This is a genomic window from Deinococcus sedimenti (assembly GCF_014648135.1).
Taxonomy (GTDB): Bacteria; Deinococcota; Deinococci; order Deinococcales; family Deinococcaceae; genus Deinococcus; species Deinococcus sedimenti.
Window position 1 is genome coordinate 463,066 of the sequence record NZ_BMQN01000002.1, and the last position, 20,751, is coordinate 483,816.

The 20,751-nt window shown below is 69.9% G+C and carries 19 protein-coding genes; 12 read left to right on the top strand and 7 right to left on the bottom strand.

The genetic code is table 11. The features are described 5' to 3' along the window. Positions 1-18: 18 nt before the first annotated feature. A complete protein-coding gene (locus IEY69_RS09010) occupies positions 19-357 on the top strand; it encodes a 4a-hydroxytetrahydrobiopterin dehydratase (RefSeq protein ID WP_189072782.1) in 339 nt (112 codons plus the stop codon). Continuing rightward, positions 354-827 (top strand): acyl-CoA thioesterase, encoded by a 474-nt coding sequence (locus IEY69_RS09015; protein ID WP_189072783.1) that lies wholly within the window; start codon positions 354-356, stop codon positions 825-827. Before IEY69_RS09010 ends, IEY69_RS09015 begins: the two co-directional genes overlap by 4 nt. Positions 828-933: 106 nt before the next feature. Here IEY69_RS09015 and IEY69_RS09020 read toward each other — a convergent pair whose 3' ends face one another. Together IEY69_RS09020 and IEY69_RS09025 are read right to left on the bottom strand one after the other, a co-directional pair. Then, positions 934-1,572 (bottom strand): cyclase family protein, encoded by a 639-nt coding sequence (locus IEY69_RS09020; RefSeq protein WP_189072784.1) that lies wholly within the window; start codon positions 1,570-1,572, stop codon positions 934-936. A 569-nt stretch (positions 1,573-2,141) separates the two neighbouring features. Then, entirely contained in the window at positions 2,142-4,157 is a 2,016-nt protein-coding gene (locus tag IEY69_RS09025) for a DNA gyrase subunit B (protein ID WP_189072785.1), read from the bottom strand. Positions 4,158-4,439: 282 nt separating this feature from the next. Here IEY69_RS09025 and IEY69_RS09030 point away from each other — a divergent pair, with 282 nt between their 5' ends. Both IEY69_RS09030 and IEY69_RS09035 read left to right on the top strand, forming a co-directional pair. After that, positions 4,440-6,419, top strand: a complete 1,980-nt coding sequence (locus IEY69_RS09030) for a vWA domain-containing protein (RefSeq protein ID WP_189072786.1) — start codon at positions 4,440-4,442, stop codon at positions 6,417-6,419. A gap of 49 nt (positions 6,420-6,468) precedes the next feature. After that, positions 6,469-6,726, top strand: a complete 258-nt coding sequence (locus IEY69_RS09035; protein WP_189072787.1) for an NAD(P)H-dependent oxidoreductase subunit E — start codon at positions 6,469-6,471, stop codon at positions 6,724-6,726. 27 nt (positions 6,727-6,753) lie between these two features. On the opposite strand, the gene IEY69_RS09040 is transcribed toward IEY69_RS09035, so the two are convergent. Together IEY69_RS09040 and IEY69_RS09045 are read right to left on the bottom strand one after the other, a co-directional pair. Next, entirely contained in the window at positions 6,754-8,037 is a 1,284-nt protein-coding gene (locus tag IEY69_RS09040; protein ID WP_229783782.1) for a S41 family peptidase, read from the bottom strand. Positions 8,038-8,291: 254 nt separating this feature from the next. Further along, positions 8,292-8,846, bottom strand: a complete 555-nt coding sequence (locus IEY69_RS09045) for a hypothetical protein (RefSeq protein ID WP_189072789.1) — start codon at positions 8,844-8,846, stop codon at positions 8,292-8,294. Between the two features lie 93 nt (positions 8,847-8,939). On the opposite strand from IEY69_RS09045, the gene IEY69_RS09050 reads away from it, so the two are divergent. The 8 genes from IEY69_RS09050 to IEY69_RS09085 all read left to right on the top strand — a co-directional run bounded on the left by IEY69_RS09050 (position 8,940) and on the right by IEY69_RS09085 (position 17,916). Further along, entirely contained in the window at positions 8,940-10,118 is a 1,179-nt protein-coding gene (locus IEY69_RS09050) for a class I SAM-dependent rRNA methyltransferase (RefSeq protein WP_189072790.1), read from the top strand. A gap of 58 nt (positions 10,119-10,176) precedes the next feature. Next, positions 10,177-11,031, top strand: coding sequence for a GNAT family N-acetyltransferase (locus tag IEY69_RS09055; protein ID WP_189072791.1), 855 nt, complete (start codon positions 10,177-10,179; stop codon positions 11,029-11,031). Positions 11,032-11,143: 112 nt separating this feature from the next. Further along, entirely contained in the window at positions 11,144-11,860 is a 717-nt protein-coding gene (locus IEY69_RS09060; protein ID WP_189072792.1) for a M23 family metallopeptidase, read from the top strand. Then, a complete protein-coding gene (locus IEY69_RS09065) occupies positions 11,857-12,822 on the top strand; it encodes a TolB-like translocation protein (RefSeq protein ID WP_229783783.1) in 966 nt (321 codons plus the stop codon). Before IEY69_RS09060 ends, IEY69_RS09065 begins: the two co-directional genes overlap by 4 nt. A 149-nt stretch (positions 12,823-12,971) precedes the next feature. Continuing rightward, the gene (gene uvrA, locus IEY69_RS09070; protein WP_189072793.1) at positions 12,972-16,082 is read left to right on the top strand and encodes an excinuclease ABC subunit UvrA; all 3,111 of its coding nucleotides are present in this window, start codon (positions 12,972-12,974) and stop codon (positions 16,080-16,082) included. After that, complete coding sequence (locus tag IEY69_RS09075; RefSeq protein WP_189072794.1) at positions 16,079-16,708, top strand: hypothetical protein; 630 nt, start codon at positions 16,079-16,081, stop codon at positions 16,706-16,708. The genes uvrA and IEY69_RS09075 overlap by 4 nt, the downstream gene beginning before the upstream one ends. 104 nt (positions 16,709-16,812) lie before the next feature. Next, entirely contained in the window at positions 16,813-17,481 is a 669-nt protein-coding gene (locus IEY69_RS09080) for a DsbA family protein (RefSeq protein ID WP_189072795.1), read from the top strand. Between the two features lie 3 nt (positions 17,482-17,484). Continuing rightward, on the top strand, positions 17,485-17,916 hold the full coding sequence (locus IEY69_RS09085; RefSeq protein ID WP_189072796.1) for a disulfide bond formation protein B: 432 nt from the start codon (positions 17,485-17,487) through the stop codon (positions 17,914-17,916). 63 nt (positions 17,917-17,979) lie between these two features. Here the strand turns inward: IEY69_RS09085 and IEY69_RS09090 are convergent, their stop codons facing one another. From IEY69_RS09090 to IEY69_RS09100, 3 genes are all read right to left on the bottom strand, one after another. Beyond that, positions 17,980-18,729 (bottom strand): SDR family NAD(P)-dependent oxidoreductase, encoded by a 750-nt coding sequence (locus tag IEY69_RS09090; protein WP_189072797.1) that lies wholly within the window; start codon positions 18,727-18,729, stop codon positions 17,980-17,982. A gap of 171 nt (positions 18,730-18,900) precedes the next feature. Next, positions 18,901-19,848 (bottom strand): electron transfer flavoprotein subunit alpha/FixB family protein, encoded by a 948-nt coding sequence (locus IEY69_RS09095; protein WP_189072798.1) that lies wholly within the window; start codon positions 19,846-19,848, stop codon positions 18,901-18,903. Further along, positions 19,845-20,606, bottom strand: coding sequence for an electron transfer flavoprotein subunit beta/FixA family protein (locus IEY69_RS09100; RefSeq protein WP_189072799.1), 762 nt, complete (start codon positions 20,604-20,606; stop codon positions 19,845-19,847). The genes IEY69_RS09095 and IEY69_RS09100 overlap by 4 nt, the downstream gene beginning before the upstream one ends. Positions 20,607-20,751: the final 145 nt, after the last annotated feature.

Below are 20,751 nucleotides of genomic sequence, written 5' to 3' on the forward strand. Positions count from 1 at the left end.
CGGCCTACCATGCCGGGTATGGCGTACGACCCCCGCATCGGCTACGACACCACGCGCAAACTCACCGACGGTGACGTCCTGCAGGACAAACCCGACGGCTGGTGGGGCGACTCCGGCAAGCTGTACCGCGACTATCCCTTCCAGAACTTCATGGACGGCGTGAACTTCGCCGTGCGCGTCGCGCAGCACGCCGAGGAACGCGGCCACCACCCGGACATCCACATCCACTACCACTACGTCCGCGTGAACTACTACACCCACGACGCGGGCGGCGTCACCCAGCTCGACCTGGACGCTGCCCGCGCCCTGAACGACCTGCTGGCCGCAGACCCACAGCCCGGAGGCGCCCCCGCTTGAAGCTCCGCATTCCCGACGCGGATGTCCTCTGGACCGAGGTTCCGGACACCCGCCGCCACGAGCAGACCGTCACCGTCCAGCCCGGCGATCTGGACGACCTGGATCACGTGAACAACACCGTGTACCTCGCGTGGTGCGAGCAGGTGGCCCGCGAACACGCCCTGCGCCTGGGCATGGGCACTGACGCCCTGACCGCGCTGGGCGCCGTGCCCGTTGCGCGGCAGCACGTCATCACGTACCATCGCCCCGCCGTGCTGGGTGATCAGGTGCGCGTCCGCACCGCGCTGACCCTGCACGCCGGGGTGCGCAGCGTCCGCGCCTACGCCCTGGACCGCATGAACCCCGGTGACCCCGAGGGCGGCGTGCGCCTCGCCGAGTGCCAGACCGAATGGGTGTGGGTGGACCCGCAGTCCGGGCGGCCCAAGCGCGCCCCGGCGCCGGTCAGCGCCGCGTTCGGTTTCGACGGCTGACCGGCCGACAACGGTCGGATCAACTCCACGCCCGGAATCCGCTCTCCTCCTCCTCGCATCCGCTCGGATTGACGCGGTTCTGCGAACCTGTCAATCGGAGTCCGTATTACAGCGTCCCGGCCCGCAGCAGGATCGCGCGGGCCGGGGCGCCGTCCACTTCCGCCAGCGGCAGAGGCAGGCACACGAGGTCGTACTCGCCGTCCGGGATATCCTCCAGGTTCAGGCTCTCCAGGATGAGCACCCCCGTGTCCCGGCACGCCGCGTGCCCCGGCAGGTCCTTGCTGGTCAGGGCGTCCACGCTGGGGCAGTCCGTGCCGATCAGCCGCACGCCGCGCCGCGCCGCCTCCCGCACGAAGGCCGGGGAGAGGGCCGGGAAGTCTTCCGGGAAGGCCGCCCAGTGCGCGGGCTGTCCGGTCCGCAGCAGCAGCCGGGGCGCGAGGGTGTCCGGCAGGCCGTCCAGCACCTCTGCCTGTATGGCCCCGTCGTGGGCGGTCACGCCCAGCACCCGGCAGCGGCCCACGTACACGTCCAGCGGCACATCCTGCAACTTCACGCCCGCGTCGTCGTAATGCCACGGCGCGTCCACGTGCGTGCCCGTGTGCGTGCTCGTGCACAGCTCGCCGGTGTTCACGCTGTCGCCCGCCGCGATCCGCGCCCCGGGATTCACCCGGAACGGCGCGTCGCCCGGCCAGTTCGGATGACCGGGCGTGAGCAGGCGGGAGATATCATGCGGAAAGGTCAGCATGCTCCCAGCCTACCGGGCCGCGCGCCCCGGTTCGCCTGGCCACCATCCGTCACGCTTCCCTCGTGACCCTGCGGACGGTCGGGCGGCGAACGCGCAGAGGAATGATCGGCTGCTGCCAGCAGAGTTCAGAGGTCTTGAGGGTATGCCTCGATACCTCTGAATCGAGCGAAGCGAGCACCTGAGAAAGACAGTGGTTGGAAGTGGAATGGAAGGGCGTGCTGTTGGCCCTTCAATGAAACTGAAAACCGCTGTGAGAGCACCTTCTACACGTGCGTACCGGTCCCTGGAAGGCCGACACCCCAGCCAAGGCGTCTCACATCGCGGCGTCTGTACCGAGCCGATATGAGTCCTTATGACCGCTGTGGCGCACCGGCAAGGGCTGCCGAGCACCTTGGCTGAGGACCGGGCACCGGCAAGACGCCGCCTTGGCCTTCCGCGGCGTCCGGCTTGTGTCTGCCTGGAGTCCCGGTGAAATGGCCGCCGGTCAGCCAGTTCCGGTGGGTGCCCAGCACCATAGGCCGCAGCCCCGCTCCATCGCTGGGCGGGGCTGCGGCTTGAAGGCTCGTGAATTACACGCTGATTTCAGCGAAGCGCGCGTTTTCCTGAATGAACGTCTTGCGGGGGGCGACGTCGCTGCCCATGAGGTTCTCGAAAACTTCGTTGGCGACGATCAGGTCCTCGATGCCCACGCGCTTGAGGGCGCGGGTTTCGGGGTTCATGGTGGTGTCCCACAGCTGGTCGGCGTTCATCTCGCCCAGGCCCTTGAAGCGCTGGATGTCGTACTTCTTGCCTTCCTTGTTGGCGCGGGCGACGTGTTCCTTGAGGTCCTCGTTGGTGTAGAGGTACGTGCCCTTCTTTTCGCGGCCGACCATGATGCGGTACAGGGGGGGCTGCGCGATGTACAGGTACCCGGCTTCGACGACGGGACGCATGTAGCGGTAGAAGAAGGTCAGCAGCAGGGTGGCGATGTGACCGCCGTCCATGTCGGCGTCGGTCATGATGATGATCTTGTGGTACCGCAGGTTGCTCAGGTCGAAGTGCATGCGGTCGCCGGTGCCTTCGACGCCGGCGCCGATGGCGCCGATGAGGGCGCGGATCTCGGCGTTCTTGAGGATCTTGTTCAGTTCGGCTTTTTCGACGTTGAGGATCTTGCCGCGCAGGGGGAGGATCGCCTGGAAGCGGCGTTCACGTCCGCCCTTGGCGCTGCCGCCTGCGGAGATGCCTTCCACGATGAACAGTTCGCTCTCGGCGGGGTCCTGGCTGCTGCAGTCGGCGAGTTTGCCGGGCAGGTCGTCGTTCTCGAGGGGGTTGCTGCGGCGGACGATGTCGCGGGCCTTGCGGGCGGCTTCTCTTGCGCGGGCGGCCTCGGCGGCCTTCTCGACGATGGTCTTGCCGACCTTGGGGTTCTCTTCGAGGAACTCGGCGAATTTTTCGCCGACGACGGCGTTCACGGCGGTCTGCGCCTCGCTGTTCAGCAGTTTGACCTTGGCCTGGCTTTCGAACTGCGGGTCGCCGAGTTTGACGGACACGACGCAGTAGATGCCTTCGAGGAGGTCGTCGCCGCTGGGGACGGGGTTGCCGTTCTTGATGAGGTTCTTGTCTCGGGCGTACTTGTTCAGGATGCGGGTGTACGCGGTCTTGAAGCCGGTCAGGGGGGTGCCGCCGTCGCGGGTGCGGATCATGTTGGCGTACGTGAGGATGTTGTCGCTGGCGTAGGTGTTCGCGTGGATGAACGCCACCTCGACTTCCACGTCGCTGTGCTTGCCGCGCATGACGATGGGCTGGTCGTACAGGAGTTTGCTGTCGTCGGTGACGAGCGCGCGGGCGAAGTTGGCGACGCCGCCCTTCTCGTGGAAGGTTTCTTCCTTGATCTGCCCGGCATGCAGTTCGGTGCGTTCGTCCCGGATGACGATCTTCAGGCCGGTCAGGTACGCCAGTTCGCGCAGGCGGTTGCGGATGCGGTCGTAGTTGAACTGGTTGTCGAACTCCTTGAAGATGCTGGGGTCCGGGTGGAAGCTGACGCGGGTCGCCCAGGTCACGTCACCGGGGGTGGCGCCCTCGTCGCGCAGGGGCTTGACGAGGATGCCCTTCTCGAAGCGGATGTTGTGCAGGTGACCGTGCTTGTTGACGGTGACGTCGAGGTACAGGCTCAGGGCGTTCACGACGGTGCTGCCGACGCCGTGCAGGCCGCCGCTGACCTTGTACGCACCCTGGCCGAATTTGCCCCCGGCGTGGAGTTCGCTGAAGATGACCTCGATGGCGGGGCGGCCCTTGCTCTGCATGATGTCGATGGGGATGCCGCGGCCGTTGTCGGTGACGGTGGCGGCGCCGTCGGCGTGCAGGATGACGTGGATCTCGTCGGCGAATCCGGCGAGGCCCTCGTCGATGCCGTTGTCAATGATCTCGGTCAGGAGCTGGTGGTAGCCGTCGACGCCCGTGCCGCCCTGCACGTACATGCCGGGGCGTTTGCGCACGGCGTCCATGCCCTCGAGGACGCTGATGTCGGCGGCGGTGTATTCGGCGCTGGGTCCGGCGGTGGTGGTGATCTCGGTCACGGCGTTGGTGGGTTCGTCGATCTGGGTCATGTCACTCCTGTGGCGCGCCCGGCGGGGTGGCCGGGCGGCGCTGGTGGGTGGGGGAGGTGGGGTGGGAGACGCGCTGGGCGCGCCTTCCGTGTCTGTCCAGTATACTACCAAGGTTGAAAAGGGTCAAATATTTTACGTAAATAACGAAATAGTGTACCGGGTATCTCCAGCAGGACGAATCCTGAAAACACCGCCCGAAACGCACAAAAGTTCAGTCCCCCCACCGTGGCCTCCGGAATGCACACCTGCGCCGCACCTCCAGGCGTCACAATGGGGAACCGAATGTCCCGCGCCGTCACACTGTCCCTCCTGCTGCTGGTGTCCGCCGGGGCCGCGCAGGACCCCTCCACCTGCCTCCTCCCCACCGGCGACCTCCCCACCCGCACCCGCACCATCTTCGTGCTGGACACCAGCGGCAGCATGCGCGGCATCGGCGACGGCCGCGCCGACATCTTCGAGCGGGTCAAGAGCGCCCTGAACACCCACGTCCGCGCCACGCAACCCGACCAAGTGGAACTGATCACCTTCGACTCGGGCCTGCGCACCCGCCGCACGTTCGACGCGCCCGCCGGCAGTGCCGCCTGGAACGCCGCCCTGAGCACCCTGACGGCCGACGGCCGCAACACCCACCTGTACCGCAGCGTCCGCGACGCCCTGCGCCCCCTGAACACCCGGGGAGGCGAGGTGACCCAGGTGTTCGTGCTGACCGACGGGATCGACAACGACACCCGCGAGCAGGGGAAGACCGTGACTGCCGAGGGCGCCCTGAACGCCTGGACCGGCCGCGGCCCCCTGGACCGCCTGACCTATGTGGCCCTGGGCACCGAGATTCCCGCCGACGCCCGCACGGCCCTGGCCAGCAGCGCCTACGCCAGCGGCCTGACCGTCCCCGTGAACATCGTGCCGGACCTGGGTGGTGCGGGCCTGGAAGGAGGCCTGCGCCGCGTGACCGGCGACACGCTCGACACCCCGTTCCCGGACGGCACGTCCATCCGGCTGGGTCACGCCACGCCCGGCCTCGCCCTGACCGGTGACACTGTCCAGGGCCGCACCCTGGCACTGACCGTCCCAGCCGGACTGCGGCCCGGCACGCCCGCGCTGCTGTGCGCGCCGCCCGTCGCTGGGACCGGGTGGATCGCGCCGAGAGAACGGCAGGTGCTGCTGCGACTGACCGGTCAGCCCTTCGCGTGGCTCAACCCCGGCGCGGATCTCGCCCTGCGCGGCGGCGAGGACGTCGTGCTGCGCCTGCGCGCCGCGCCCGGCATCGACACGCGCCGCGTCACGCTGGGCACGCTGCCTGCGGGCGTCACCGGCCGCGTCGACGCCCCCGCCGGCTCCCGCGATTTCACCGTGCGACTGACCGTCACCCGGCCGCAGCCGGACCTGACCGTCACCCCGACCCTGCGCCTGCCCGCCGTGGGACCCGTCGCGCTGCCCACCCTGCGTGGACAGGCTGGCGGTCGCACCCTGGCCCGACCGGCCGCCCCTGAACTCCCGGCCGACGCATCCGCGACGGGCCCTGACCGTGCTGAAACCGGCTGGTGGTGGCTGGCGCTGCTGCCGGTGGCTGCCCTGCTCCTCTGGGGCGCGGCGCGCCGCCGCCCGGCCCCCCGGACCGAGCCCCGCGCCGCACCCGCGCGTCCCTTCCTGCCGGGCGTGGAAGGTCTGGAGTACCGCGAGGACCGCACCCTGCATCTCGTCACCGCCGACGGCGAGGTGGCGGGCGTGCCCACCCCGCTGGGCGGCCCGTTCGACCTGGGGCAGCTGAGTCGCGTGCCGCACCTGAGCGGCCTGCGCGCCGAGCAGCACCGCGACGGCCTGAAACTGCTGCGCCTGCCGCCTGATCTGGACGTCAGTCAGGGCGCGCGCCTGCTCACGGCCGGAGACATCGTGCGGCCCGGAACGCTGATCGGCGTGGCGGTCAGCCGACAGGTCCGCGCGCCGCGACTGGAGCTCGGGGAGCTGGCTGGGCTGGGCCTGCCCCTCGCGCTGCACGTCACGGGCGCCACCGTGCAGGTGCGCGGCCCGTACGGCGCGCACGCCCTGCGTCTGAGCGCGCCGGTCACCGATCTGGGGCAGGCGCTGCGGGCCCCCGCGCTCGACGGTCTGCGCGTGACGCTCAGTGGCAGCACCCTGCTGCTGCTGAGCGCGCCCACCGCGGTGCAGCTCCGCGCCGCCGGGGACACGCAGGCGCTGCGCGAGAGTCAACCGCTGCCGCCGCAGGCCGTGCTGGACTTCCTGCCGGACGTCCAGACTCCCTGACCGGCCGCCAAATGCTCTAGAGTGACCCGCCGCAAGGAGGCCGCCTGCTGTGCCTGTCACCCGCCTGGAAATCTGCACCGAACACCTGAGCATCGATCAACGCGAAGACCTGCTGGACGCCGTCTGGGACGCCCTGCGCATCAGTCCCGGCATGGTGACCGCCGACGGGAACGTCGAACTGAGCCTCTCGCAGTGCGGACCGGCCGTCGCACCCGAGGACGCCCCGCTCGTGCGGGTCGGTGACGTCGAGTACCGCAACGTCACCCCTCAGCGGCTCGTGACGCTGATGAAACGCTGGAGCCGCTGAACCGCGCCGGGACCTCACGCGTCCGCCCTAGCGTTCCGGCGGACGCAGCCCCTGCGCGCCCTTGAGGCTCATCAGCGCGGCCTCCAGCGTGCTGTCCCGCCCCTCGCCGACCAGCAGGTCCAAGTCGGTGGGGGCCGCCACGTCCGGCGTGACCCGCTCCGGCAACGGCGAACCGTCCGGCCCGAAGGCCCGCAGGACCGTCACCGACACCACCCCACCGTCCGGCAGCGGCAGGAAGTTCACGGCGCTGTTCTGCACGCCCCTGGTCGCCTCGCCCACCGCAATCGCCCCGGCCCGCTGCGCATAGAACGTGAACACCTCCGCGCAGGACGCCGTGTTCGGCCCGACCAGCAGCGCCGTCGGTGCGGTCCACAGCGGCGGCGGCGGTGGTCCCGCCGGACGTCCCGGCGGCCGGGGCGGGGCCAGCTGACCGTCCGCGCCCCGATACACGCTGCCGCTGCCGCGGCCCTGCGTGCGGTACTCGACCGGAGTGAACACGCTGGCCGCCGCCACGCACTGCGCGAGGCTCCCGCCACCGTTGAACCGCAGGTCCACGATCAGCGCCTGCGCGCCGCCCGCCCGGGCCTCCTGCACGCGCTTGACGAACAGAGCCGCCGCGTCGGCCGGAAGGAACGTCGGGTACCGGATCAGGGCCGTGCGGTTCCCGTCGCCCACCCAGGACAGGGTCGGTTCGTCCCGCGCCTGCAACTCGGCGCTGCCCAGCGTGACGGTCAGCTCGGGACTGGCAGCCCGCCGGACCGTCACCGTGATGGGCTGCGCGGCGCGTTCCAGTCGCACGAACTCCTTCGGGCCGACCGGGGCGTCCTCACCGCCCCGCTTCCCGGCCACCTCGCCCTGAACGGTGGTGATCAGATCGAACTCCCGCAGCCCGGCCAAGTCGGCAGGACTGCCCGGCATGACCCCGGCCACCACCAGGCCACCCTCGACCCGCACGACCCGCGCGCCGGTGCGCGGCACGGCGAGGTTCTGCTGCTGTTCCCGCAGCCGCTCGGCGGCCTCGGGATCCCGGACATTCGTGTGGGCGTCCCCGAAGGCCTTGAACAGGTCGCTCAGGACGGCGCGGCCCGTATCGAAAGAGCAGCTGTCCCCCTCGGGCGCACAGCGCTGCGCCAGCGTGTCCGCGTACTGGCGGGTCAGGTCAGTCAGGTCGCCGGTGGCCCAGCCGAAATAGTTGCGCTGTACCTGCCGGGTGGCGGCGTCGAACAGGTCGCTGGCGGGGCTGCCCAGCGCGGCCGGGGACAGCAGGCTCAGCCCCAGCGCCAGCACGCGAACACGGTGATTGTGAGGCACGCCTGAAGCTACGGCAAAGGCCCGCGCCCCTTCGGCACGCCGATCACCATCCCCCTTCATGAACTGGGGGACGACCCCTACGACAGGATCCTCTTCGCCATTGGCCGCCACACCCTGGGGCCGACAGCACGCCCCGGGGATCCGTTCCCAGCCAGAGTCAATGTGTTGCAAGCTCTGGGGCGAACCTCTGAGGATCCGCTCGATCTAGAGGTCTCGCGGGATTCCCTCACGACCTCCGATGACAGAAGTCCGGTCTACAGGCGCGCGCTGGCCTTCATGCCCGTCAGATCCACGGTATCCCCGAAGACGCTCGCCCCGACCGAGAACCGCATCCCGAAGAACCCGTGCCCGGACTTCGCGGCGGTGTCCAGGGCCGGGCCGCTCAACGTGAACGGCACCCCCTGCGCGGGCTTCAGGGTCAGCGTCCCGATGGCCTGCCCCGCCTCGCCCGCCGCGTCACACACCACCATGCCGGGCGCCGTCGGCGACGCCGCGTACACCGTGGACGTCGACGGCAGCGCCGTCAGGTCCGGACGCACGAACAGTTGCACCTCGCTCAGCGACCCCAGCCCACCGGTCCGGTACGTGGCCGTGCCACGAACGCTGATCTGCTGCAGCGCGCCGGGCACGGTGTTCCCGGCCAGACTGTCCCGCTGCAGGTACACCACCTTGCCGCTCAACGCGCTGCTGGACGGCAGGTCCAGCCGCGTGTCCTTCAGGTCCACGCTGGGCGTGGGCAGGACGCCGCACCCGGACAGGACGGCAGCACTGAGCACGGCGAATACAGGCAGGCGGGCGAGGCGCTTCATGCCCGCGAGTATGCCCGCCCCCCCACATACCGGGGGTGAGGTGGTCCTCCGGGCAGCGTTCATGCTCAGGTGGCCCTCTGCTACCCTGCCCTGATGAAGAAGTCCCCCACCGTGACCCTGCAACCCCAGGCGGTGCGCCGCATCGCGGGCCGCTACCCGTTCGGCCACAGCGGCGATATCGCCCGCGCCGACGACGGCATCCAGCCCGGCGAGGTCGTGAACGTCAAGGGCCCCGACTCCGGGAAGGTCATCGCGCGCGGGTACTTCAACCCGCAGGGCGGCACCCCGCTGCGCCTGCTGACGTGGCAGGACGAGGACATTGACCTGAAGTTCTACCGCGCCCGCGTGAAGGCCGCCCTGGCCCGCCGCGCCGGCCGGATCATGAACACCGACGCCATGCGCGTCCTGCACGCTGAGGCGGACGGGATGCCCGGCGTGATCGCCGACCAGTTCGCCGGAACGCTGGGCGTCCAGCTGCGCAACGCGGGCGTCGAGCGGCACCGTGACCTGATCGTGAAGGCCCTGCGCGAGGAGACCGGCGCGACCAGCGCCTACGAACGCAGCGACACCGGCGAGCGGCGCAAGGAGGGCCTGGACCTCGTGACCGGCACCCTCTGGGGCGACGTGCCGGACCGCGTGGAATTCTTCGAGGACGACCTGAAGCTGCACTTCAACCCGATGGACGCGCAGAAGACCGGGTTCTTCCTCGACCAGCGCGACAACCGCCGCCTGATGCGCACGTTCGTGCAGCCCGGCGCGGGCTTCCTCGACGTGTACTCCTACACCGGCGGCTTCAGCCTGCACGCCGCGAAGGCAGGCGCGAAGGCGGTCGCGATCGACAAGGACAGCGTCGCGCTCGGCGCGCTGGAAGGCGCGGCACGTGGCAACGCCCTTCAGGTCGGCGTGCGCTGGGGTGACGCCATCGAACAGCTCGACGCCCTCGTCAAGGAGAAGCGCACCTTCGGCGCGATCGTCCTCGACCCGCCCACCCTCGCCAAGCGGCGCGACGACGTGCCCCGCACCAAACGCATCTTCACCGACGGCGCCGCCCGCGCCCTGCGCATGCTGGACAGCGGCGGGCACCTGCTGATCAGCACCTGTGCGCACTACATCCGCGTGGACGACCTCCTCGACGCCGCCCGCGTCGCCGCCGCCGAAGCCGACACTAACGCCGAGGTCCTGGACGTCACCTACCAGCCCGCCGACCACCCCCACCTCCTGAGCGTCCCCGAGAGCCTGTACCTCAAGAGCATCCTGCTGCGCAAAGCCTGACGTGTAGGCCATTGTGCGGGCGCGCCGCCGTGGAACGCGCCCGCACAATCGGCGTGACATGTCCACCGAAGCGCCCACCGCTGCCCTGACCCTGCGCCCCGCCACGGAGTTCACCCTGCTGACCCTGTCCACCCTGATGGCCGGGGCGTTCGAGGGCTACGTCGTGACCATCCCCGACGACCCCGCCGGATTCGCCGCGCGGGTGCGGGCCGAGCAGATCGACCTGAACGCCTCCTTGATTGTCTGCGTGGACGGCGAGCCGGTCGGGCTGGGCCTGATCGCCCGGCGCGGCGAGGACGCCCGGCTGGCCGGAATGGGCGTCCGCAGGGGCTGGCGCGGGCAGGGCGTGGCCCGCACGCTGCTGGACCGCCTGCTGGATGACGCCCGCGCACGCGGCGAGGCCCGCATGCACCTGGAGGTCATCGAGGGCAACGACCCCGCCATTGCCCTGTACGAGACCGCCGGGTTCGAGCGTCGGGGTCGACTGGCCGGGTACGAACGACCGGCGGGTGGGACGCAGCCCGCGCAAACCAACCCTCTGATCGAGGTGCCGCTGAAGGCAGCCGCGCGGACCCTGGCGCAGCACGCCGACGACGACCTGCCCTGGCAGCTGCACCCCGCCACCCTGACCGCCCTGACCCCACCCAACCGCGCCCTGACGCTGGGTGACGCGACCGCCTGGGTCCTCGAACAGCCCGGGGTGCTGGTGCTGCGCGCGATGCTCGTCCCGCCCGCCGCGCGCCGTCAGGGCCAGGGGCGCGCCCTGCTGGAGGCCCTGACCCGGGCGTTCCCGGATCACCGGATGATCGTCCCCGCCATCGTGCAGGAGCGTCAGGTCGACGGCTTCCTGACCGCCTGCGACTTCAGGCAGACGACCCTGTCGCAGCTGGAGATGACCTGCCCGCTGAAGTGAATCCTGTGACCGGGCGGATGCGCTCTTCCTCCCCCTCGACCCTGAAGGAAACGACAGAAATGATGGTGGGCGCGCCCACCCTGCCGTGCAGGTGGGTCGGGCAGCATCGGGTATGTCCGTCCGCCGAGTCCTGCTGCTGAGCGTGCCGCTGTCCGGCGTGGCGCTCGCCCATTACGCCGCGCCGCTTCCGCTGAGTGCCGTCGCGCCCGCGAAGGCGCAGTTCGGGCTGCCGTTCGCGGGGCCGCCCGGCCCGGACACCTGGATGCTCGGGCAGGGGTACGGGAACACGACCGGCGCGTACCGGCAGCGGCGCAGCACGTACGGGAACCTGCAGGGCATCCACGCGGGCCTGGATTTCAGCGCGCCGTGCGGCACGCCCGTGCGGGCCATCGGGGACGGCGTGGTGGCCGAGGTGGACGGCCCGCACGGCAGCCCGCCGCACAACGTGGTCGTGGATCACGCCGGGAACCTGTCCAGCCTGTACGGGCACCTGCGGGTCCGGTCCAGCGTGCGCGTGGGGCAGCGGGTCACGCGCGGGCAGGTGATCGGGCAGAGCGGGGACTCGCAGGGCACCTGCGTCAGCGCGCCGCACCTGCACCTGGAACTGCGCGACCGGTCGCACCAGCGCTTCCTGAACCCGCTGCCGTACATCGCGGCGGACTGGAATTCGCTGGCGCTGGCCGGGAGTTTCGGCCGCGGCTACGAGTACGACCTGACGCAGCCCCGGCGCTGGCAGACGCCGGACTCGCAGCCCGCCGCGCTGCGGGGTGGCCCGCTGCTGAACGAGTACCGCAAGCCCTGGCCTCCCGCCGCCGGGGGTGCCCGGTGAAGCGCACCCTGCTAGCCCTGGCCGCCCTGTTGCTGGGCGCGGCAGAGGCCGCCACCCTCCCGTCCCGCGCGGTCCTGAGCGGCGAGTGCTGCCCCGGCGTGGTCTGGACACCCGACTCGCGGGCGCTGCTGTTCCTGGATGGCCCCCCGGCGCGCGGCTCGACCGGTATCTACAGCGTCCCGGCGGACGGGGGAGAGGTCACGCGGCGCTTCTCCAGCGTGGCGTTCTTCTCGCCGTCCCTGCGCTGGGCGGTGCGACCCGGCGCGGGCGAGGCGACCACTCTGGAACGCCTGACCGACGGGCGGCGCTTCACGCTGCCCACGTACGGGGCGGACGTCGTCTGGACGCGCGCCGAGACGCGGCTGGCGTACGCGCGCAGCAGCACGAGCGGCAACTTCGACCGGCGCGTCACGCGGGTGTTCGTCGCGGACATGTTCGGCGCGCCCCGGCTGGTGGCGACCCTCTCGGGCGGCAGCATCCACGGCTGGGTGAACGACTCGACACTGCTGCTGAGCGGCAAGCCAAGTGCCGGGGCGCGGGATCGCGAACTGTTCACCCTGGACACCCGCACGGGCGCGCGGCGGGTGCTGCGGCAGGCGCTGGGCTTCCGCTCGGTCAGCCTCAGCCCCGACGGTCGGCAGGTCGCGTACACCGTCGCCTTCGACAGCGCCGCCCGCAACGGCCTGTGGCTCCAGGCGACCGCCGGGGGCAGCCCACGCGAACTGAGCGTGTTCGGGTCCTACCGCTGGCGCGACGCGAACCGCCTGCTCCTGATTCCCCTGGGCACCGGGGGCGGCGCGCATGAGCTGCGTCAGTACAGCGTGCCCGCCAATGCGTGGTCGACGCTGGGCGACCTGGGCGGTCAGGTGCGGCTGGCGGACTGGTCGGTCAGTCCCGACGGGCGGCGCCTGAGCTTTCTGAGTGCGAGGGATGGGAACGTGCGCGTGCTGACGTTGCCGTAATGAAGGATGAGGCTGCGGGTCATAGCAGAATCGCGGGCTGACCTGCTACACTGTCTCGTTTCCGAAGCGCAGGGGTGACCTTACGCACGCAACGTAAATATTCGGCGGCCCGCTGCATGCACGCCCGGCCGCGCACGAGGAGCCAGACCTTGCAGAACAATCTGATCGTGAAGGGCGCGAAGGCACACAACCTCAAGGACATCACGGTGGAACTGCCGCGCGACCAGTTCGTGGTAATCACCGGCGTGTCCGGCAGCGGCAAGAGCACCCTGGCCTTCGACACCATCTACGCCGAGGGCCAGCGCCGCTACGTCGAGAGCCTCAGCGCCTACGCGCGCCAGTTCCTGGGCCTGATGGAGAAACCCGACGTCGAGAGCATCACCGGCCTGTCCCCGGCCATCTCCATCGACCAGAAGACCACCAGCCACAACCCGCGCAGCACCGTCGGGACCGTCACCGAGATCCACGACTACCTCCGCCTGCTGTACGCCCGCGTGGGCACCCCGTACTGCCCGGTGTGCGGCCGCAAGATCGAGAAGCAGAGCCCCAGCGAGATCACCGACCGCCTGCTGGCGGGCTTCCCGGACAAACGCGCCATCCTGCTCGCGCCCGTCGTGCGTGGCCGCAAGGGCGAGTACCGCAAGCTGTTCGCAGACCTGCGCCGCGAGGGCTTCGCGCGCGTCCGCGTGGACGGCACGCTGTACGAACTGGAGGAAGCCGAGAAGCTGAAGCTGGAGAAGTTCGAGAAGCACGACGTGGATGTCGTCATCGACCGCGTGACCCTGCGCGAGAGCGACCGCAGCCGCATCGCCGAGAGCGTCGAACTGGGCCTGCGCCGCGGCGAGAGCCTGCTGCGCGTCCTGATGCCCGACGCCGGTAAGAACAGCGCGGGTGAGGACGACGGCAGTGCGCACGAGGAACTGTACTCCGAGAAGTTCGCGTGCCCCGAGCACGGCAGCGTGCTGGAGGAACTCGAACCCCGCTCGTTCTCGTTCAACTCGCCGTACGGCGCGTGCGGGGACTGCGCGGGGCTGGGCAGCAAGCAGGAGTTCAGCGCGGACCAGATCATCGACGACAAGCTCTCCATCGCCGAGGGCGCCATCCTCCCCTGGAGCAAGAAGGGCACGGGCGGCGGCATCTACTACTGGGACAAGTTGCAGGCCCTGGCCGAGCACCTGGACTTCAGCGTGAAGACCCCCTGGCGCGAGCTGCCCAGGAAGGCGCAGGACGCGATCCTGCGTGGCCCCGGCGCGCCGTTCGAGGTCGTGTACCGGCGCGCGGGCAAGGAAACCATGCGCTTCATGACCGAGTTCGAGGGGGTCATCCCGAACCTGGAACGCCGCTACGCCGACACGGAAAGCGACTTCATGCGCGAGAAGCTGGAGGAACTGATGGAACTCCAGCCTTGCCCCACCTGTGGTGGCACCCGCTACAAACCCGAGATCCTCGCGGTGCGGGTGGGCGGCCTGAACATCAGTCAGGCGAGCGGCATGAGCGTCCTAGCGGCCGACACCTTCTTCCGCGACCTGCAGGTCGGCGAACTCGACCACGCGGCGATTGACCCGTTCCTGAAGGGACACACGGGCGGCAGCGCGAAGGCGCACGGCCCCCGCCACTACGAGTACGTCCTGAACGACTTCGGATCGGCGGTCGCCGCGCCCATCCTGAAGGCGATCCGCACCCGCCTGAAATTCCTCGTGGACGTCGGCCTGGACTACCTGAGCCTCGACCGCACCGCGAACACCCTGAGCGGCGGGGAGGCGCAGCGCATCCGGCTGGCCACGCAGGTCGGCAGCGGCCTGACCGGGGTGCTGTACGTCCTCGACGAACCCAGCATCGGGCTGCACCCCAAGGACAACCACCGACTGATCGGCACGCTGAAGCACCTGCGGGACCTGGGCAACACCCTGATCGTCGTCGAGCACGACGAGGACACCATGATGGACGCCGACTACCTCGTGGACATGGGCCCCGGCGCGGGCGTGCACGGCGGGCAGGTTGTCGCCGTCGGCACCCCGGAACAGGTGAAGAAGGACAAGAACAGCCTGACGGGCAAGTACCTGCGCGGCGAACTGAAGATCGAGGTGCCCACCCATCGCCGCCGGGGCAACGGCAAACAGTTGAAGGTGATCGGGGCGCGCGAACACAACCTCCAGAACGTGTCCATCGAGATCCCTTTGGGCACCATGACCGTCGTCACCGGCCCGTCCGGCAGCGGCAAGAGCACCCTGATCCACGACATCCTGCACGCCACCCTGGCCCGCGAACTGAACGGCGCGAAGACCACCCCCGGCCGTTTTGAGCGGATCGAGGGCATGGAGCACCTGGATAAGGTCATCGAGATCGACCAGAGCCCCATCGGGCGCACGCCGCGCAGCAACCCCGCCACGTACACCGGCGTGTTCACCGAGATCCGCGACCTGTTCACCCGCACGCCCGAGGCCCGCAGGCGCGGCTATCAGGCCGGGCGCTTCTCCTTCAACGTGAAGGGCGGCCGCTGCGAGCACTGCAAGGGCGACGGCGTCATGAAGATCGAGATGAACTTCCTGCCCGACATCTACGTCCCCTGCGAGGTCTGCAAGGGCGCGCGCTACAACCGCGAGACGCTGGAAGTCAAATACAACGGCAAGACCATCGCCGACGTGCTCGACCTGACCGTCGAGGACGCCCAGAGCTTCTTCGAGGCGATTCCCGCCATTGAACGCAAGATGACCCTGCTGTGCGACGTCGGCCTGGGCTACATGAAGATCGGGCAGCCCAGCACCACCCTGTCGGGCGGCGAGGCGCAGCGCATCAAACTCGCCAGCGAACTGAGCAAACGCGCCACCGGCAAGACCATCTACATCCTCGACGAACCCACCACGGGATTGCACTTCGAGGACGTCCGCAAACTCATGGAGGTGCTGCAACGCCTCGTGGAGGGCGGGAACACCCTCGTGATCATCGAGCACAGCCTGGACGTCATGAAGACCGCCGATCACATCATCGACCTGGGTCCCGAGGGCGGCGTGCGCGGCGGCACGGTGGTCGGCACCGGCACCCCCGAGGAGATGGCCGCCCACCCCACCAGCCACACCGGCGAGTACCTGCGCCGCGTCCCCGGCATCACGCCCGCCCAGCCCCGCACTGTCCCGTCAGACGAATCTGTGGAGGCGCCGAAGAAGCCCAAGCGCACCCCGAAGAAGGCCACCACTGAGGAGCCGGAACTGGTCGGCGCGGCCCCTGCCCGCAAGGGGCGTGCTAAGAAAGAAAGCGCATGACCTCGCCCGACTCTGCCCCCACCCCACAGGCCGCTCCGGCCACTCCCGCGCCTGCCCGCACCCGCCGGGCGCGCCGCCCGCGCCTGCCGGAGTTCGAACCGCCGCGTATCACGCCGGGCCGAGCGCTGGCGCACCTGCTGGGCGGCCTGATCACCCTGGCGGTCCTGGCGTACTTCCAGTGGACGCCCGGCGAGTGGCCGGTGCGCCTCCTGACCTGGGTGGCGCTGACGATCATCGCGGACGAATTCGACGGCTGGTACGGCTACGTCGCGCTGCTGCTGGGCGGCCTGGGGTACTTCAGTCCCGTCACGCCGCCCGAACAGTGGACGGTCATCCTGCCGCTCGTGGGCGGCGCTCTGGCGGGGGTGCTGCTCATCAAGCACTCCGGCGGGCTGTTCGTGCTGCCCTTCGCCGCGGCGCTGTACGCCGCCGTGATCATCGGTATGGGGCAGTTCGCCACCAAACTCGACGGCAGCCTCACCCTGCCCGCCAACGAGGAGTTCCAGCGGACCGCGCTGGTCGGCCTGATCGTCGGGCTGACCGTGAGTGCCATCCGGCGCATCGTCAGCCTGATCCTGCGCGCCCGCGCCCGCAGAGAACAGCGAGGAGCCATGCCAGCCGCCTAGTTCGCCCCGGCACTCCCGCCGCCCCGCGCCACCCGGCCGGGGCGGCGTTCGCTGGTCCGCCCTGAGGCACCCGGCCCAGGTGGCCCGCGTTACACTGCCCCCAGATGACCGCCAACAGCAACCCCAACCGCATGTTCCTGGTGATCGGCACCCTGATCGCCGCCGTTCTCATCGGCCTAGCCGTGTTCGCCGTGCAGGGCAAACCCGCCGCCGGAACCGCCGAATTCGACCTGCAGGGCGTCCCCTTCGCCGGGCAGGACAGCGCACCCGTGAATGTCGTCGTGGTCGAGGACTTCAAGTGCCCCGTCTGCAAGAGCTTCGAGGAGACGGTCGCGCCCGAACTGAAAACCAAGTACGTCGACACCGGCAAGGTCAAGATGTACTCCCTGCTGTGGCCCTTCCTGGCCGAGGCCCGCAGCCTGCCGACCGATGACAGCAAACTCGCCGCGCAGGCGTCCCTGTGCGTGGCGGACCAGGGCGGAAACGACCCCTTCAACGCCTTCAAGGCCATCCTGTTCCGCGCGCAGGGAGACGAGAACACCGTGTGGGCCACCAAGACCCGCCTGAAGGAACTGGCCGGCAACCTGGAGGATCTCGATCAGAGCAAATACGCTGAGTGCCTCGACTCGGACGCCACCGCCGCCCGCGTGGACGCCATGGAAGCGCAGGCCGTCAAGGCCCGCGTGACCGGCACGCCCACCGTGTTCGTGAACGGTCAGAAAGTCAACGCCACCGTGGCGGACATCAGCGCCGCCATCGACGCCGCGAACTGAGCCGTGACGCGCGACAACCGCCTCTACGCCGCGTGGGTCGTGTCCCTGATCGCCACGCTGGGCAGCCTGTACTTCAGCGAGATCCGGCACTTCAACCCCTGCATCCTATGCTGGTTCCAGCGCATCTGCATGTACCCGCTGGCCGTCATCCTGGGCGTCGCCGCCCTGACCGGCGACCTGCGCGTCCGCCGTTACGCCCTGCCCCTGGCCGGAATCGGCGTGCTGATCGCGCTGTACCAGAACCTCGAAACGTGGGGCGTCGTCCCGGCGCCCGCCGCGTGCACCGCCGACCCCAGCGCCTCCTGCGGCACCCCCTGGCCCGTCTGGGGCCTGAACTCCCCGCTGAACACCGTCCTCACCATCCCGGTCCTGAGCATGATCGCCTTCACGCTCATCATCGCTCTGCTGGGCTGGCGCCGCACCCGCGCCAGCTGAGGCAGGCGTCCGGGCAGTGGACCATGGGGCGCAGAGAGGTTCACTGCGCCCGGCGCGTCCGGTTTATACGGGGCGGCCCGCCATCATGAACGACGCGGTCATCCCACCGTCCACCGGGATGATCGCGCCAGTCATGAACGCCGATTCCTCACCTGCCAGGAAATACACGACCTGCGCCACCTCGCGCGGCGTACCGAGGCGGCGCAGCGCGTGCAGATCCTCGTAGTCCCGGCGGGTCTGCTCCGGGTCGTCACTCTCCGCGATGCTCTGCAGCACCGCCTCGGTACTGATCGCGCCGGGCGCCACGGCATTCGCCCGCAGGCCGTGCGGCGCGAGATCCAGCGCCATCGCGCGGGTCAGGTTCACGAGGCCGCCCTTGCTGGCGTTGTACGCCGCGTTGCCCTGCTCGGCGAACAGGCCCTGCACGCTGGCCACGTTCACCACGGCCGATCCGCGCGGCAGCAGGTCCACGAGGGCCCGCGTGAGCAGCAGCGGGGCGGTGAGGTTCACGTTCAGGGTCCGTGCCCAGCCCCGCTCGCTGACGTCCAGCACGCCCCCGTGCGCGCCCTGGAACGCCGCGTTGTTCACGAGGACCTGCACGCCCCCCATCTCGCGCGCGGCCCGCACGATCCGCTCGCGCCCGGCGGCGGTACTCACGTCCGCCTTCACGCGCCGCTGTCCCCGCAGGTTGGGGGGCAGGCTCAGGTCCGCGCTCAGGACCCGCCATCCCCGTTCCGCGAACAGTTCCGCGGTCGCCCGTCCGATCCCGCGCGCCGCGCCCGTCACCACCACCCCACCCGAGACGTCCGTCATGCCTCCAGTGTCACGGACGCCCGCCCTGGGGGCGCGGAGGCATAAGGCACGCTCAATGGGGGTGCGGGCAGTGGGAAAAGGGGAAGGCCCGCCGACTGTGTTGACATCGGCGGGCCCTTCATACGCAGGTGGGCGGGGCGGAGGTCAGCAACCGACCCACACCCCATTCCCTTACTTGCGGCTGGCTTCGATCAGTGCGGGGACGATCTCGTTGATGTCGCCCACGATGCCGTAGTCCGCGACCTTGAAGATGGGCGCTTCGGCGTCCTTGTTGATGGCGATGATGTTCTTGCTCTTGCCCATGCCGCTCAGGTGCTGCACGGCGCCGCTGACGCCCAGGGCGATATAGGCCTTGGGCTGTACGGTCTTGCCGGTCTGCCCGACCTGTTCGGCGTAGGGGCGCCACCCGGCGTCCACGACGGCGCGCGTGGCGCCGACGCCCGCGCCGAGGTTGTCCGCGAGGGCCTCGACGTACCGGCTGAAGTTCTCGGGGCTGCCGACGCCGCGGCCGCCGGTGACGATCACGTCGGCTTCGGTCAGGGCGACACGGCTGCTCTTCTCGACGCTCTTGCCGGTCACCTCGACGCGGGGGGCGGGCAGGGAGAGTTCGACGTCGTACTGCTCACCAGCCGCGGCGGCTGGGGCGGCGGGCGCGAACGAGCCGGGTTTCACGGTCACGACGACCAGCCCGTCGGCCTCGACCGTCTCGGTCACGCGGGCGAGGTAGGTGTAGCGCTGCGCCTGGAGGGCCGCGCCGTTGCTGCTGAGTTTGGTGGCGTCCTCGAGGTACGCGGCGTCGAGCTTCACGGCCACGCGGGGGGCGTACTCGCGGCCGGAGCGGCTCCCGCCGATGATCACGGTGTGCGCCTCGCCTTCCTGCGCGATCTGCGTGGTGGCGGCGGCCCAGACCTCGGCGTTGTAGGTGGCGAGCCCGGGCAGGTCGGCGACGAGCACCTGATCGGCGACGGCGGCGGACTCGGTGGCCACAGCGGCGACGTTCTGGCCCAGCACGAGCAGGGTGATGGGACCTTCGCGGCCCGATTCGCGGGCGGCGGTGACCATTTCCAGGGTGGCTTTCGCCAGTTTCCCGGCGGTGTGTTCAGCGACGATCAGAATCATGCGATCACCTTGGCTTCGTTGCGAAGCAGGTCGAGAAGCTGCTGGGCGGCGGCCTGGGCGTCCTTGCCGTCGATCATCCTGTTCAGGCGGGCGCGGGTCTGGATCTCGGCGCCCACGGTGCGGACCTTGCTGGTCAGGCCGTAGGTGGCGGGGTCGTCCTTGCGGAGTTCCTTCTTCTTGGCCTTCATGATGTTCGGCAGGGTGGGGTAGCGGGGTTCGTTGAGGCCCTGCTGGGTGGTGACCACGGCCGGGAGGGTCGCGCGGAAGCTCTCGTTGCCGTCGTCCACGTCGTGGCGGCCGGTGAGGGTCTCACCGTCGAGTTTCAGTTCGTTCGTCCAGGTGAGCTGGGGCCAGCCGAGGCGTTCGGCGCTGGCGGCGCCGAGGGCCTGGGAGTCCCAGTCGGCTTCCTGGCCGCCCACGAGGATCAGGCCCGCGTTCTCGGCCTGCGCGACCTGCGCGACGACGCGGCTGAGGGTCACGGCGTCGAACTTCTCGTCGGTCTCGACGTGGATGGCGCGGTCGACGCCCATGGCCAGGGCGGTGCGCAGGGCGTCCTCGTTGCGTTTGGGGCCGATGGCGAGCGCGATGATCTGCTCGACATTGGCGCCGCTCTCGCGCAGGCGCAGGGCTTCTTCGACGCCGTACTCGTCCATGCCGTCGATGACGAGGGTGGCGCCGTCGAGGTCGACCTGCTGGGCGTTGATCTTGACGCGCGCTTCGGCGTCGGGCACTTGGCGGACTAGGGTCAGGATGTTCATGGGGCCTCCGGGGAGTGTGCACTCACGGCTGGTGCGATGCGGCGGGTGATGCCGGTCGCCCCAGCATGCCAAATTGGACTGAGTTCAAGTTTAGCAGAACGGGACGCGCGACTCGCAACCCACCCAGACCGGCTACCGGTCCACC

Coding starts and splice junctions, on each gene's coding strand:
- IEY69_RS09025 (WP_189072785.1), bottom strand. CDS start 4,157: ATGACCCAGATCGACGAACCCACCAACGCCGTGACCGAGATCACCACC.
- IEY69_RS09020 (WP_189072784.1), bottom strand. CDS start 1,572: ATGCTGACCTTTCCGCATGATATCTCCCGCCTGCTCACGCCCGGTCAT.
- IEY69_RS09060 (WP_189072792.1), top strand. CDS start 11,144: ATGTCCGTCCGCCGAGTCCTGCTGCTGAGCGTGCCGCTGTCCGGCGTG.
- IEY69_RS09045 (WP_189072789.1), bottom strand. CDS start 8,846: ATGAAGCGCCTCGCCCGCCTGCCTGTATTCGCCGTGCTCAGTGCTGCC.
- IEY69_RS09010 (WP_189072782.1), top strand. CDS start 19: ATGGCGTACGACCCCCGCATCGGCTACGACACCACGCGCAAACTCACC.
- IEY69_RS09080 (WP_189072795.1), top strand. CDS start 16,813: ATGACCGCCAACAGCAACCCCAACCGCATGTTCCTGGTGATCGGCACC.
- IEY69_RS09095 (WP_189072798.1), bottom strand. CDS start 19,848: ATGATTCTGATCGTCGCTGAACACACCGCCGGGAAACTGGCGAAAGCC.
- IEY69_RS09055 (WP_189072791.1), top strand. CDS start 10,177: ATGTCCACCGAAGCGCCCACCGCTGCCCTGACCCTGCGCCCCGCCACG.
- IEY69_RS09100 (WP_189072799.1), bottom strand. CDS start 20,606: ATGAACATCCTGACCCTAGTCCGCCAAGTGCCCGACGCCGAAGCGCGC.
- IEY69_RS09090 (WP_189072797.1), bottom strand. CDS start 18,729: ATGACGGACGTCTCGGGTGGGGTGGTGGTGACGGGCGCGGCGCGCGGG.
- IEY69_RS09075 (WP_189072794.1), top strand. CDS start 16,079: ATGACCTCGCCCGACTCTGCCCCCACCCCACAGGCCGCTCCGGCCACT.
- IEY69_RS09030 (WP_189072786.1), top strand. CDS start 4,440: ATGTCCCGCGCCGTCACACTGTCCCTCCTGCTGCTGGTGTCCGCCGGG.
- IEY69_RS09050 (WP_189072790.1), top strand. CDS start 8,940: ATGAAGAAGTCCCCCACCGTGACCCTGCAACCCCAGGCGGTGCGCCGC.